This is a genomic window from Amycolatopsis sp. NBC_00348, assembly GCF_036114655.1.
In the GTDB taxonomy this organism is placed as follows: domain Bacteria; phylum Actinomycetota; class Actinomycetes; order Mycobacteriales; family Pseudonocardiaceae; genus Amycolatopsis.
Window position 1 is genome coordinate 4,145,757 of record NZ_CP107994.1, and the last position, 12,307, is coordinate 4,158,063.

At 70.1% G+C, this 12,307-nt stretch carries 11 protein-coding genes and 2 pseudogenes; 8 read left to right on the top strand and 5 right to left on the bottom strand.

The annotated features are described in order from the left end of the window. Positions 1 to 40 precede the first annotated feature (40 nt). The gene (locus OHS58_RS17885) at positions 41 to 1,207 is read right to left on the bottom strand and encodes a PucR family transcriptional regulator (RefSeq protein WP_328649086.1); all 1,167 of its coding nucleotides are present in this window, start codon (positions 1,205 to 1,207) and stop codon (positions 41 to 43) included. A gap of 717 nt (positions 1,208 to 1,924) precedes the next feature. Further along, positions 1,925 to 3,148: an ROK family transcriptional regulator gene (locus OHS58_RS17890; RefSeq protein ID WP_328649087.1), complete on the bottom strand. Its 1,224-nt coding sequence runs from the start codon at positions 3,146 to 3,148 to the stop codon at positions 1,925 to 1,927. A gap of 257 nt (positions 3,149 to 3,405) precedes the next feature. Between OHS58_RS17890 and OHS58_RS17895 the strand changes: the two genes are divergently transcribed. Then, positions 3,406 to 4,683: a PucR family transcriptional regulator gene (locus OHS58_RS17895; protein WP_328649088.1), complete on the top strand. Its 1,278-nt coding sequence runs from the start codon at positions 3,406 to 3,408 to the stop codon at positions 4,681 to 4,683. Between the two features lie 43 nt (positions 4,684 to 4,726). Here the strand turns inward: OHS58_RS17895 and OHS58_RS17900 are convergent, their stop codons facing one another. Further along, positions 4,727 to 6,481, bottom strand: coding sequence for an aminotransferase class I/II-fold pyridoxal phosphate-dependent enzyme (locus OHS58_RS17900; protein ID WP_328649089.1), 1,755 nt, complete (start codon positions 6,479 to 6,481; stop codon positions 4,727 to 4,729). Between the two features lie 292 nt (positions 6,482 to 6,773). Here OHS58_RS17900 and OHS58_RS17905 point away from each other — a divergent pair, with 292 nt between their 5' ends. The 3 genes and pseudogenes from OHS58_RS17905 to OHS58_RS48770 form a co-directional block, all read left to right on the top strand. After that, a complete protein-coding gene (locus tag OHS58_RS17905; RefSeq protein WP_328649090.1) occupies positions 6,774 to 7,394 on the top strand; it encodes an isochorismatase family protein in 621 nt (206 codons plus the stop codon). A 261-nt stretch (positions 7,395 to 7,655) separates the two neighbouring features. Then, positions 7,656 to 7,760 (top strand): annotated as a pseudogene (locus OHS58_RS48765) (hypothetical protein); the annotation flags it as partial. A 185-nt stretch (positions 7,761 to 7,945) separates the two neighbouring features. Continuing rightward, a pseudogene (locus OHS58_RS48770) lies at positions 7,946 to 8,245 on the top strand (carbamoyltransferase N-terminal domain-containing protein); the annotation flags it as partial. Positions 8,246 to 8,397: 152 nt separating this feature from the next. Here OHS58_RS48770 and OHS58_RS17915 read toward each other — a convergent pair. Then, positions 8,398 to 9,192 (bottom strand): cell cycle transcriptional regulator TrcR, encoded by a 795-nt coding sequence (locus OHS58_RS17915; RefSeq protein WP_442875544.1) that lies wholly within the window; start codon positions 9,190 to 9,192, stop codon positions 8,398 to 8,400. Between the two features lie 3 nt (positions 9,193 to 9,195). Between OHS58_RS17915 and OHS58_RS48775 the strand changes: the two genes are divergently transcribed. After that, positions 9,196 to 9,429, top strand: coding sequence for a hypothetical protein (locus OHS58_RS48775; RefSeq protein ID WP_442875545.1), 234 nt, complete (start codon positions 9,196 to 9,198; stop codon positions 9,427 to 9,429). Between the two features lie 35 nt (positions 9,430 to 9,464). On the opposite strand, the gene OHS58_RS17920 is transcribed toward OHS58_RS48775, so the two are convergent. Then, the gene (locus OHS58_RS17920; protein ID WP_328649092.1) at positions 9,465 to 10,223 is read right to left on the bottom strand and encodes a glutamine amidotransferase; all 759 of its coding nucleotides are present in this window, start codon (positions 10,221 to 10,223) and stop codon (positions 9,465 to 9,467) included. Positions 10,224 to 10,587: 364 nt separating this feature from the next. Here OHS58_RS17920 and OHS58_RS17925 point away from each other — a divergent pair, with 364 nt between their 5' ends. From OHS58_RS17925 to OHS58_RS17935, 3 genes are all read left to right on the top strand, one after another. Continuing rightward, a complete protein-coding gene (locus tag OHS58_RS17925) occupies positions 10,588 to 11,088 on the top strand; it encodes a hypothetical protein (protein ID WP_328649093.1) in 501 nt (166 codons plus the stop codon). Positions 11,089 to 11,151: 63 nt separating this feature from the next. Then, positions 11,152 to 11,457, top strand: coding sequence for a hypothetical protein (locus OHS58_RS17930; protein WP_328649094.1), 306 nt, complete (start codon positions 11,152 to 11,154; stop codon positions 11,455 to 11,457). Between the two features lie 304 nt (positions 11,458 to 11,761). Next, entirely contained in the window at positions 11,762 to 12,157 is a 396-nt protein-coding gene (locus OHS58_RS17935; RefSeq protein ID WP_328649095.1) for a hypothetical protein, read from the top strand. The last annotated feature ends 150 nt before the right edge of the window (positions 12,158 to 12,307 follow it).

Sequence of the window (12,307 nt, forward strand, 5' to 3'; positions counted from 1 at the left end):
GAATCCATCCCCGAAATTCACACCGGATCCTTGTGACACGTCAGCCCAGCACTCCCCCGGACCGCACCACGAGGTGCAGCGCGAACCGGTCCCGCGGTTCGCGCAGCTGGTCACCCAGCACGTCCTCGAGCCGGCGCAGCCGGTACCGGACGGTGTGCGGGTGGACGTTCAGGCGGGCCACCATACCTTCGACGGATCCTTGCTCGTCCAGCCAGGACCCCAGCGTCTCCAGCATCTGCCGCCGTTCCGGCTCGGCCAGCTTCTTCAGGGGCCGCAGGGCCTTCGCCGCCAACCGGTCGAGTACCGCGCGGTCGCTGTGCAGCAACAGCTCGGCAAGGTGCTCCTCGGCCCGGAAGAACGACGGTGCCTCGATCCTCCCGCGCCGGGCCAGGGCGAGCACCTCGCGCGCGATCCGCTCGCCCTCGGGGGCGGCCTCGGCGGAACCCGCCGGCCCGATGACGACGGTGGCTTCCGGGAACGCCGTCCTCAGGGCAGCCTCCCAGCGGTCGTCCACGGGCCCGGGCGTCAAGACCCGCGCCCAGCCGTGCGCGCTCTCCACCAACGTGCCGTCCAGCTCCCACAGGTGCGGCTTGGAGCCACCGAGCCGGACGACCACCGGGGTCAGCTCGCCGGAGACGTCGAACCGCACCAGCCGCGCCATCTCGAGCATCGCGTGGCGCGACGCCTGCGGCGACGAGAGCACGAGGTGCAGCAGCTTCCGGCGCCAGACGGTCAGGGTGTCGTTGGTCGTGGCCACCGCGTCCTGGTAACCGTCGATGGCCGCGCAGGCGAGGTCGTCCACGAGCGTGAAGAGTTCCTCCGCGAGGTGAGACACGACCGCGGCGGCGAAGGACTGCTCCACCCCGATCCGGACGATCCGCTGCCACGCCGCCCGTCCGCCCAGCCGGTAGTAGGCCTGGAGCCGCTCGATCGGACGGCCGCGGTGGAGTTCCGCGGCTCCGAACAACTGGTGCTGCTCGAGCAGATCGAGCCGGCTGGCTTGCGGGTTCTCGATCCGGTCCACGTAGTTCGTGACGATCGCACCGGCGGCCTCGCGCAGAACCGTGCCGTCGCCGCACTCGGGTGCCCGCCGCCGGATCTCGGCGACCACGGCGCCCGTGATCGCCGTGACGTGGGACCGCAGCGCCTGCGCGGCCTTTTGCTGGTTGTGAGGGGAAAGGGGCCCCAGACCATCGCCGAGGCTCACCGGAGGAACGTTCCCATCGATTCGCACTCCGATCACGCAGGACACCGCTCGCAGCCGAAACTAGGCGGTACCGACCGGCCGAGCCACCCGGCCGGCCGAAATCTGGAGATCATCCCGTCCGGCGACGCGAAAACTGTCGAGCCTCCAAACCACCCGCTGTGCTCGGCCACAATGGACGGTTCAGTTCTCTGCCCACACTCCCAGTCAAGTCGGGCCGGCCGGCTGCCGATGTTTCCTTTGTGGGGCACCACTGGGTACGGGTTCCGGTCGCGGGGGGCGGCGGGGGACCACCTGACGACGTGGGTCACACCCGGCGCTGGGGGCGCCGGCCGGCCGGCGGATCCCTGCCCAGGATCCGCCGGTCGCGCCCCACCGGGCTCGCACTGTGACGAGGTCCAAGCCGGCCGGGTCGCGCTCGGTGCGATTCCCAAATGCGTCGCGCACGCTTGACCGAGCCGATCACCGGGAGCTGTACTCGGCCTCGTTCCCGCCGCCACAGTTTCCTGGAGCACTGCATGCTGTCCGGAATTCCCCGCCTCGCCCTCGCCGCCGCGTCCCTTCACCGAGCCGGTTCCGGGCTCTTCCGGAACACGGCGGACCTCCGGCTCGGCGGCGCGCGGAAAGGGGCGGCCGGCCGCACCGGTCACGTTTCCCGGGCCGCCGTCCTGGACGCCGGCCGGTTCGTGACCGAACGCCGCCGCGGTGCTTGACCGCGGTTCACCGTCCGGCCCGGGCCGCGCCCGGCGCGTTGATGCCGTTCAGGAATCCCTGCAGCGCGAGCGTCGCCGCGCCGCGACCGACCGGATTGCCCGGAATCGAGCAGAGCCGCAAGCGCACCTCACGGCCCGGCCTGGCCCACACCTGCCGTTCGACGACCCGCTCGGTCTCGGCGAGCAGAAGCGGCCCAAGCGCCTCGGCGACCGACCCCTCGAAGACGAGTACCTCGGGATCGAACAGGTGCACCAGCGTGGTCACGCCGGTGCCGAGGTGACGCGCGACGACCTCGACGGCCTTGACGGCGTCCGGATCGCCGTCGGCCGCGGCGCGCCCGAGGGCGGCGACGACCTGTTCGTCGCTGCCGGCCGACAGCCGGCTTTCGGGAGCGACCTCCCGAAGCGTCGCAGCGACCCCCGTGGTGCCGACGTAGGCCTCGACACACCCCAGGTTTCCGCAGCGGCAGAGGCGACCGTCCGGGACGAGGCACGAGTGTCCCCACTCTCCCGCGCTGTTCGTGCCACCCCGGTAGAGCGCCCCGTCCACCGCGATGCCCACCCCGGCCCCGCCGCGCAGGGTGACCACCAGGAGGTTCGCCGCCTCGCGGCCGGCCCCGAACCACATCTCCGCGACGGTGCCGGCCATCAACGGGTTCTCGACGTAGGTCGGCAGGCGCAACCGCTCGGTCAGCAGCGCGCGCACCGGGATGTCCCGCCACGACCAGAACGGCGAATAGACGCTCACCCCGCGGTCGGGCTCGACCAGGCCCGGGATGCCGATCCCGAACCCGAGGACGTCGTCCAGGGTGCGGCCGAGACCGGAAAGCATCGCCCTGACCCGCTGGGCGATCAGGTCCATGGTGGCTTCGGGCGGGACCACGCCCTGCTCGATCGGGCGCTCGAACTCGTCCAGCACCTGCATGGCGAGGTCGAACACCGCGAAGTGGACGTACGTTTCGGCGAAGTCCACCCCGATCAGGAGCCCTCGCCGTGCGTTGACGGCCAAGCGAGCGCGGGGACGGCCGCCGCCGCCGGAGTACTGCCGCGCGGCCTCGACCAGGACCCCGGCGTCGAGCAGTTCTCCGACCAGGGTGGCGACCGTCGCGAACGAGAGGCCGGTGGCCGCGGCGAGCTCCTGGCGGCTCACGGCCTCGTCGGCCGCGTAGACGTGGCGCAGCACGTCGAATCGGTTCCGGCACCGGATCTCGTGTGCGGTCCCCCTGGCCATCGGACTGCCCTTCCTGGTCTTCGGGTGGTTCGGCCGATGGTTCGTCCAACAGCCGTAATATAGCGCGCCCTCGATGCCGCGCGCAGTGGTTCCCGAACTTTCTTCACGAGGGGTGATCAGCCGATAACTGCAGCTCAGAGGACTCACCCGTGAAGGGAGGCCAATATTTACAAGGGTTGGACGAACGGTTAACGTACCGCCGGGGCGCACCTGCCGCCGCTCCGGCCCGCGAAGCTCGATTCGAGGTGTGGTTCGCCATGAGGACATCCGCTGTGAACGGCCACGCACCGACCCGGCCGGAGCCGGTGGTGATCGCGGGGACCGCCGTCGACCGGATCCTGCTGTCCGAGCTGCCGGACATCGTCGAGCAGATGATCGGCGGCCACCGGCGGCACAGCACGGACTACCAGCGGCTCCCGCCGGAGGTCCTCCAGAACGACGTGCGGTCGGTCAGCACCGACGCCGTCCGGTACTACGCCCGCTGGCTGCGCGAGGGCGCGTCGGCCACTCCGCGAGAACACGACCGGCTGGCGGAGTCCGCGGCCAGGCGCGCGGAGGAAGGTCTCTCCCTCGAAGCTGTGCTGTCCGCGTACTGCCGAGGCATCCAGGGCCTCTACCTGCGGCTGACCGAGGCGGCCGACGCCCAGGACCTGGAGTCGGTCCGCGAACTGGGTGCCCGGCTGTTCGATTGCCTCCGGGAGGCGGTGAACGCGGTGGCCGGTGGCTACGTGGACGAGGTCCGGCAGCGCGCCGGTGCCGAACAGGACGCGAAGCAGGTCCTGTTCTCGGCACTGCTCAACGAGAACCCACCGGCACTCGTGGACAATACCGTCGCTTCGCGCTACGTCGTCCTGAATCTCGCCCTCGGCCGGCATCCCGATGAGCTGCGCGCCGGGATCAACACGGCGATCCTCGGGCGCCGGGTGGCGGGCCGCCTGCGCCGGACGATCTCCGCCGCCACCGACGACCAGGCCTTGACGTCGTTGAACGCTCGAGGCGGGATCGTCCTGGTGCCGCTGGAGGACGACTTTTCCCGGCAGCGCTGGGCCGACGTGCTCGCCGCGGCCGAGCGGGTCGCCGGCGTGCCGGTGACGGCCGTGGTGGCCGTCGCGGCTCCGGACCGGATCCGGGCCGCCGCGGTGCAGAACTCCGACGTGCTGGACGTCCTGCGCTGGTTCGAACGGCCGCCAGGGCTCTACGGCCTCGACGACGTGCTCGTCGAGTACCAGCTGACCCGGCCGGGCCCGGCCCGCCGCCGGCTGGCGGCGACGCTCGATCCTCTGGAGCACCACCCGGAACTGGCGGAAACCCTGTCCTGTTACGTGGACAACGCCGAGAACCGGCGTCGCACGGCGACCCGCCTCAACGTCCACCCCAACACGGTGGACTACCGCCTCCGCCGCGTTTCGGAGGTAGTCGGCCGGGACGTCACCGAGCCGTCGGGCATGCACCACGTCATGGCCGCTCTCGCCGCCCGCCGCGCGGAAGGGACTTCGTACCCCGGCGAAAGCATCCGCAAGGCATCCGGCGAATAGGCTCCGCCGCGCCGCCCCGGCGAACACCTGGGCGGCGTTCCCGCTACCGGCCGAGCCGCTGAAGTTCCGCGGCCAGCTCCTCCTCGATCCACGGCGCCGGCTCCATGCCCCAGTGCACGTCCACCGAGCCGAGCCGGTCGAACAGCTCGTCGAGCAGCCGGTCGTCGTCGGGTACCGCCATGCGCAGGAGCGAGCCGTCCCTGGGGTTGAACGACAACGACGTCGGCAGGTGCACGAAAGCCCGGCCGGCCAGGTGGAACGCGAACAGCTCGACCGGAAAGAACCGGCCGGTCGTCGTGATGCCGGGCGGCACCGCCAGCAGCACGGCGGATCCGTGCCCGGCGCCCGGGGTCACCGCGTCGGCGGGCCAGCCGAGGGCCCGCCAGCCGGACACGGCCCGGTTCACCCGCTCGGCGGCCGCGGTCGAGGGCCACCGGGCCGCGGTCGGCGTCACGCGGAACAACGAGTTGTGCCGCGCCACGAGCCCGGCGACCGCCGGGTTCCCCGCGAGGAAGCCGGTTCGCGGCCCTTCGGCCACGGTGACAGCGTGCTCGCACGCACCCGGGACCTGGAGGACGTTCGGCACGCGGTCGCCCGCGCCGCCGGGCGGGTCGTCCATGTCGTGCACGGCCAGCACCCGGTGCCGCCGGCTGATGGCCACGACCTCGGCCAGGTGCTCGTGGTCGGCGATCGCGTCCATCGGCCGTCCCGGCGAGGCGAAGTAGAGGAACCGCACGGATTCGTGGCGCCGCGCGAGGTTTCCGAGAATGCGATCGAGCAGCCCGAGGTCCATCAGGCCGGTGTGCCGGTCCATAGGGGCGCGCAGCACGCGGGCACCGTTGGCGAGCGAGATGGCCGCCGCGGCCGGCGGGCACAGGTCCGGCAGGACCACCCAGTCGCCGGTCAGGGAGCGCGAAAGCGCGTCGAGGGCCTGTGAGGCACCGCCGGTGACGGCGATCTCGGTGCGCTGGTCGAGTTCGACGTCGAAGCGTTCACTGAAGAAGGCGACGACGGCCTGGTGCAGTTCACCCGTCTCCGAGCGGTCCGCACCGAGGTCGATGAACGTCGATCCCGCGTCGGCCGCGCGTCGCCGGGCGACCTCGGCGAGGGCCTCGCCACGGCCGGCCATTCCGTCCGCCCGCAGGCCTTCGAGCAGGAGACGGGCCGGGTGACCCCCTGGCGCACCGGAGCGCCGGGCACCCGAGGGCCGGGGCGTCGCGTACCGGAGTTCGATCACCGGCGCCGAGCCGTACCGCGGGAGGACGTCACGCACGAGAAACGGTTGCAGGACAGCGAGTTCCCCGGCCTGCAGGGCCACCGAGCGCAGGGCGCCCAGGTGGACGGAGTCCAGGGGCCCGATTTCGTGACGGCCGCTCCTCAACGGTCCCCAGTGATGGCTGCCGGGCAGCACCCGGAGCTCGGCGTCGCCCAGCGGGATCCACAGTGGCGTTCCGGGTTCGCTGTTCTCCGGCTGCGCCGGAAGACGGTCACCTGGTTCGGGTACCACCAGCCGGACGGCCATCAGCACAGCGCCCGGTCCCAGCACCGCGGCCGCGGCCGCGGCGACGGCGGAACTGCTCCGCAAGGCCTTGATCTGCCCCGTCACGTGCTCGGTCTCGCCCAGCTGCCGGACGATCCCCCGCAGGAAGTCCACCGGGACGGCGCCGGGAACGACGGCGATCCCCTCGCGTTCGAAGTCGGCACCGAAGGTGGCCGAAGGCCCCGGCTGGGCGGTTGCGGGTTCGGTCTTAGCCTGATGCCGCGTGCGGCGTTCCGGCTGCCACAGTTGTGCGGTCATCGTGCCCTTTCGCTTCACATCATTTGCGCCAAGTTAAGCAACAAAGTGCGCAGGGTCAATGTCACGGCGCGAACTCTGTCCCGCTCACAATTCAGCGGGCGGTCCCGTTGTCGAAACCACAAGAATCGACCGCGACACGTGACCACGGTCTCGACCGGGCGCCCGTCGTCAACGAGCTTGTTTGACGTGGTTCCGCGGCCGCGCTTAGCTTCTTCGATCCTTCACCGGAAGGCCGCCGACGTCGATCCGCGGCATCCGCGACCCACCACAGTCACCGCCGGACAAGGTTTCCATGACCGTTTCCCCCCTTGCCGCAGAACGACGGCCGACCTCGTCGGAACCACCGGGCGACCACGCCGATCCGGCACCGGACGCCGGGCGCGCCGTGCTGCTCGTCCACGATCTCCACGAGTACTTCCTGCAGTTCTTCTCCGCCGGCGACTCCCCCGTCGTCGAGCTGACCGGCAACTGCGTGCGTCTTGTCGAAGCCTGCCGGCGTTCCGGGGTGCCGGTGGCGTTCACAGCTCAGCCGAGTGACATGCCCCCGGGAGGACCGGAACTCCTGACGGACTTCTGGGACGCGGGGACGCCGGCGGAACACGGCCCTGGTGCACCGGACACCGTCTTCGCCAGGTGGCGGTACAGCGCGTTCTTCCGTTCGGAGCTCCCCGGCTTCTTCGAGCGACGGCAACGGGATCAGCTCATCGTCTGCGGCGTGCACACGCACGTCGGCTGCATGGTGACGGCGATCGACGCCCTTGCGCACGGCATCCAGCCGTTCTTCGTGGCCGACGCCGTCACCGACTTCACCCTCGGCCACCACCACCTCGCCCTGGACTACGTGGCCGGACAGTCCGCGAAGGTGCTGTCGACCGAAGCTGTGCTTCGCTCACTGGCGCTCCCGGTGTCGTGATGACTTCGGACGACAGCCCGCGGCCCGGGATACGGGCGCTGAACCCGCGAGGGTTTCCTTCGTTCGCCTTTCCTCGGGGTGTTCGTGCGCGAAAATCCTGTCCACCAGGCCGGCGGCGCCGGCCCGCCGCATCGAAGAGCGCCTCTCGACTGCACCGTCATCGGGACCGCTCGTCGTCGCGAAAGGAACCCGGTCGTGATCACCTGTGGACTCAAGCTCACCGGCGACACGTCCGTGGCCCTCATCGACGGCGGGAACCTCGTGTTCAGTGTCGAACGCGAGAAGCAACGCGACAGCCTCCGGGCCGGCGAGACCGCCGACCTCGAAACAGTCGCCGGGATCCTCGCCGGCTTCGGCTACCGTCCGTCCGATGTGGACGAACAGGTCCTCGACGGCCGGCAAGGTGATCACCCCGGCACGGTCGAGGCCCGAGCCCGGGGAAGGCTGGTCGTCCTCATGGCCGGGCCGTACCGCGAGTCGGCGACGTGCCCTGACCTGCTGACCCCCAGCGTGTACGGGACGTTTCCGCTCGGGAAGGCGCTATCGCCGTCATGCGAGCCACCAGCACGTCGCCGGCCACGCCGCACCGGTTCTTCGAGTCCGTTCGCACCTGGACCGCCGGCTTCGGCTTCTCGGACCACGACGTGCTGGCGAGCATCAGCGGGTTCTTCACCAGGCAGGTCACGCAACGATTGTCGGACAAGATCCGGCAAAAGGGTTACGGAGCACCGCAGAATCTCTGCTTCGCCGGTGACGGTGCCCTGAACATCACCCTGAACAGGGCCCTCCGCGCGCTCGGCTGCGTACGCCGGCTGTGGGTGCCACCGTTCCCCGGCGACTCGGGCTCGGCCATCGGCGGAGCCGCCCTGGGGATGATCAGGGCCGCGGGACGCCGAGACTCCTCGTGGCACGTGCGTCCGGCCCGCGTTCGAGTTCGGAATTCCGACCTTGAACGCCGGCCGGGCCGGCGGGATGCGACCCCACACGCGCATCCCGCCGGGGTCTACCGGCTCGCCGCGCTCCCGCCGCGATCGGACGCGCGACCGTCCAGCACGTCCGCGGCACGGCCCCACGCGGTGGCACACGCACGGGCGACCTCCGCGACAGCCTCGCGGCAATGGGCGGGCACACCGTCGAGCACGGCCAGCCAACCGGCGTCGTCGAGCGTGTGCAGGTGCAGGAGCCGCAACACGGCCCGGCCGCCCTCGGTGTGGCGCAGGGACGGATCCCGGGCCAGCACTCCGAAAGTCTCCGCCGGGACCGGGGTGGCCTGGCGCGTCGCCGGCGCTTCGACGTGGTCGTCCTTCTCCTCGCGGTGTTCCGCGGGCTTCGGTCTCAGCCGAGGCGGAAGGGGATCTTCGCGCCGTCGCAGACGGTCTTTGACGTCTTTGGCCGTCGCGGGTGTGATACCGGCGGCCGTGGCGACCTTCCGGAGGGATGCCGACGGTTCGGCCGCGAGGTACTCCGCCGCACGCAGCCGGCCGACCGCCGGATCAACCGGCCGCAACCGTCCGTCGCGTCCCAGGCGCACGTCGGCCTCCGAGGGCGCGAACTCCGCTCGTTTGCGCAGTGCGGCAACCGTTTTGTCGGTCACTCCCGCGAGCTTCGCTATGGTCCGGTCCGACCACTGCGGGTGCGAAGCGAGGATTCGCGCGGTCGCGGTCACGCGGTCCGCACGTGACAGCGGCAGCCCGTGCTGGGAGTTCGACTGCACGGCGACGACAAAAGCCTCTTCGGCCGACCCCTCGAAGAACCGGGCTTCGATCGCCGGCTGTCCGTTGAGGACGGCCGCGCGCACCCGGTGGACGCCGTCGACGACCCGCATGCTGGGCCGGTGGACGACGATGGGCGGCAGCGAAGGCCCGAGCTGAGCCAGCGCACGGACGTGCTCGTCGTCCTCACCGGTCGTCCGCGGCGAATCGGCGGACCGCAGCGCGTCGATCCGGACCGTCCGGACGTCACCGAGGCGAAACGATCCGCTCCGCGCGAACCCGGTCAGCCGCAGAACATCATCCGGGCCTTCGGCAGCCGGTGAGGGTCGATCGGTTCCGGTCACGAGCGACGTATCGCTCATCGGCGCATCTCGCCTCCGGCGAGCCAGGTGACGGCCTGGACGAAGAGCCGCGGATAGCCGGTCCACCGGGTGAACTCCGCGGGCGCCCAGTGCGGTGAGATGTCCGAGGCGAACGCGAGGGTGCGTCCGGCACCCGCCGCGGCCACGGTCAGCAGGGGATCCGAGCCGATCGTGGCCAGGACCCGGGCTTCGGGCTTGGCCACGAGGCGCTGGTAGCCGAGCATGATCGGCCAGGTGCGCTCGAGTCCGGCGGTCACCTCGTGCTCGTCGCCGGTCAGCCGGCCGGCCACACCTTCCGGGCATTCGACCCGGTCGTCGTACGGCAGGATCCGGACGGGCAGGACCTCCTCGATCGGCGTCCCGTGATAGGCCGCCTTCGCGTGGAAGCCCTGGAAGCTGAGGTACCCGCCGACCATGGCCAGCCCACCGCCGGAGCGGACCCACTCCGCCAGCACCTTCACCCTGTTCGGGAACGGCCGTGCGCGTTGGATCACCTGCGGGTGCAGCAGCAGTGAATCCGCTGTGACATCCGAGAGGACCACCACGTCGTAGGCGTCGAGCTTGGCCGGGGTCTCGGGGAAGCCGGACGCGACGGCCGGCGAGGGCATGCGGGTGACGACGTGTCCTTCGTGCTCGAGGGCCTCGACCACACCTTGGGGCTCGGTGTCGGTTCGGGCACGGGGGACGGACTCATGGCCCGTGACCTCGATCGTGACTGCGTCCCACCAATCCCCGACCAGCAATACCCGCGTCATCCATCACCCTCCCCGCAAAGACCACCTACGTCGGGCAAAGCTAGGCAACGCGTTGCACCGAGGTCAACGCCCAGGTCGAAGACCTGTTCTTGTTCCAACCCGACGGGCCATCCGATGGTGGATTGCCCAACCGCCGAACAAGAAAATCTTGTTGGCGCCACGTGAAATTAGCCTCAACGATGCGCGCTCCCGGAAGTAACCCGATATCCCCCGCGTGAGTGGATCGGCTAGCGCAGAGTGTGCAGATGGACCAATTTCCGTAACTCCTCAGCTTCCACGTGCGACGGTCGACACGTCACGAAGTTTGAAGGCCGTCACGGTGGGCAGTGCCGGAAATCGGAGCGGCAACGGAGGTCTGCCACTGATGAGCACTCGAGGACAATCCTTTCTCGCCGCGGAGGATCACCACCACCCGGATGTGCTGTGGGCTCGAGCAAAGGACGCGCGACGTCCTGCGCTGTCGGCGCTGGTGATCCTTGCGGTCGTACCGGCCGACGCCGCGACCACCTGGGCGACCGCCGGCGCGGTGACCGGCCTGGGCCTCTTGTGGATGGCGTGCCGGACACTCCGCCGGGCCGCGGCGAAAGTCGACGTCGCCCTCGAAGACGAACAGCGCGCCATCGCCGCCTGCCTGGACGAGCTGGCAGACGCATGCGGTGGCCCCTACGGGGAATGGGGCACGCTGGAGCAGGACGAGCAAGTAGCCGTCATCGGCCACTTCAGCACCCTCCAGCCCAGCCGGATCCACCTGCCCGCAGTCGCGTTCGAATACTACGATGGCATCGGCGAAGGCAACCTGCGACCGTTCACAGCGGACCTGCGCAAGGGCCGGGCTCCCGACGCCTGGAAACTCGCCCCGGTGTAGTGGCGGCAACTCGGCGAGAACCGGGTCAGCACCCAGGAGTTCGCCTACAAGCTCGAACTCACGATGCCGGACTACGACCGGTTGACCGCCCTGCTGGACAAGCTCGTCATAACCCTGCGCAACGAGCCGTCACCGGACGCCGACCAGCGCGAGAACCTGCTCAGTCTGCGCATGATCTCCCGCGAACTCGCCACACGGCGCGAGCGGGCCTTCCCGGCCGCGTCCGGCGGAGCTCTCCGTGAGTTCTCGCTGCTGCTCACCCAGGAGTACATGCGGATCCTCATCGACCAGGTGGCCATGTGGTCCGGCGACAACGCGGATTCGATCCACCACGCCCTCGAGACCGCTGCTGCGACGCCGTTCGAGTGATCAGGAGAACTTCTGCTATCAGCAGCTAAATAATTTGTCGACAAAGAATTATTAGCCTATGGCCACTACTGTCGGGTCGTAGCTGATAGCTGACGTCGTCGAAAGCCGATCATTGCCCGGCACTCCGCAGACCGCCACTGCTTGATCGCTAAGAGGGCCGCCGACCGAACGCGCATCAGCTAGATCCACCGGCACGTCCGCTCATCGGCAGATGAGGATGTTTGGGTCCTGGCGGGTCGAACTGGTCGGGCGCTGTCCTGCATGCTGACGGTGTGACAGGATTGGGTGGCGCTCGTGAGCAGACGTGGGCACAGCTGGCTACCGCGCGCGCACCGCGTACGAGCAGCAGGTGGCGTCCGCCTACGACGAGGTGCTGGTCGAGGTGGCGGTGCGTGCTCGGGCCGCGGGAAGTATCGGCAAGTCGGACATCGGCGCGCTGCTCCTTTGGAAGCGACTTCGCGCAGACACCCCATGGGCGAGCCGGCTGATGAGCGTGCCGGACCTCGAGGTACGCGCCACTACGGCGCGGGTCGTGGATGCAGTCCGCGATCCGCATTCATCGACACCGGCTGCGGCGCGCGAGGGACGTCGTCTGTTGGCTTCGCTGCCGGGATTCACGACAGGAGATGCCCTTGCCTCCGCGGTGCTGGTCGCCGCCGCCCCACGCCGGATGGCTGTACCAGCGTGGCCGCGCGGGTAGTTGAGCGATGAGTCGGCCGGGATCCGGTGGCGTCGGCTCCACGGCGGTGCATGACCTGACCGCGAGCCGGTTAGGGCAGGTTTCCCAGCGGCGATTTCTCCCGCGGTCCACTCAGGTCACCGAGCACGCGGGGTTCGCGACTTGTGGGTT

What these genes read in the sequence shown, in the direction of transcription:
- OHS58_RS17895 (WP_328649088.1), top strand. Translation starts at nt 3,406, where the DNA reads ATGAGGACATCCGCTGTGAACGGCCACGCACCGACCCGGCCGGAGCCG.
- OHS58_RS17925 (WP_328649093.1), top strand. Translation starts at nt 10,588, where the DNA reads ATGAGCACTCGAGGACAATCCTTTCTCGCCGCGGAGGATCACCACCAC.
- OHS58_RS17920 (WP_328649092.1), bottom strand. Translation starts at nt 10,223, where the DNA reads ATGACGCGGGTATTGCTGGTCGGGGATTGGTGGGACGCAGTCACGATC.
- OHS58_RS17905 (WP_328649090.1), top strand. Translation starts at nt 6,774, where the DNA reads ATGACCGTTTCCCCCCTTGCCGCAGAACGACGGCCGACCTCGTCGGAA.
- OHS58_RS17890 (WP_328649087.1), bottom strand. Translation starts at nt 3,148, where the DNA reads ATGGCCAGGGGGACCGCACACGAGATCCGGTGCCGGAACCGATTCGAC.
- OHS58_RS17930 (WP_328649094.1), top strand. Translation starts at nt 11,152, where the DNA reads ATGCCGGACTACGACCGGTTGACCGCCCTGCTGGACAAGCTCGTCATA.
- OHS58_RS17900 (WP_328649089.1), bottom strand. Translation starts at nt 6,481, where the DNA reads ATGACCGCACAACTGTGGCAGCCGGAACGCCGCACGCGGCATCAGGCT.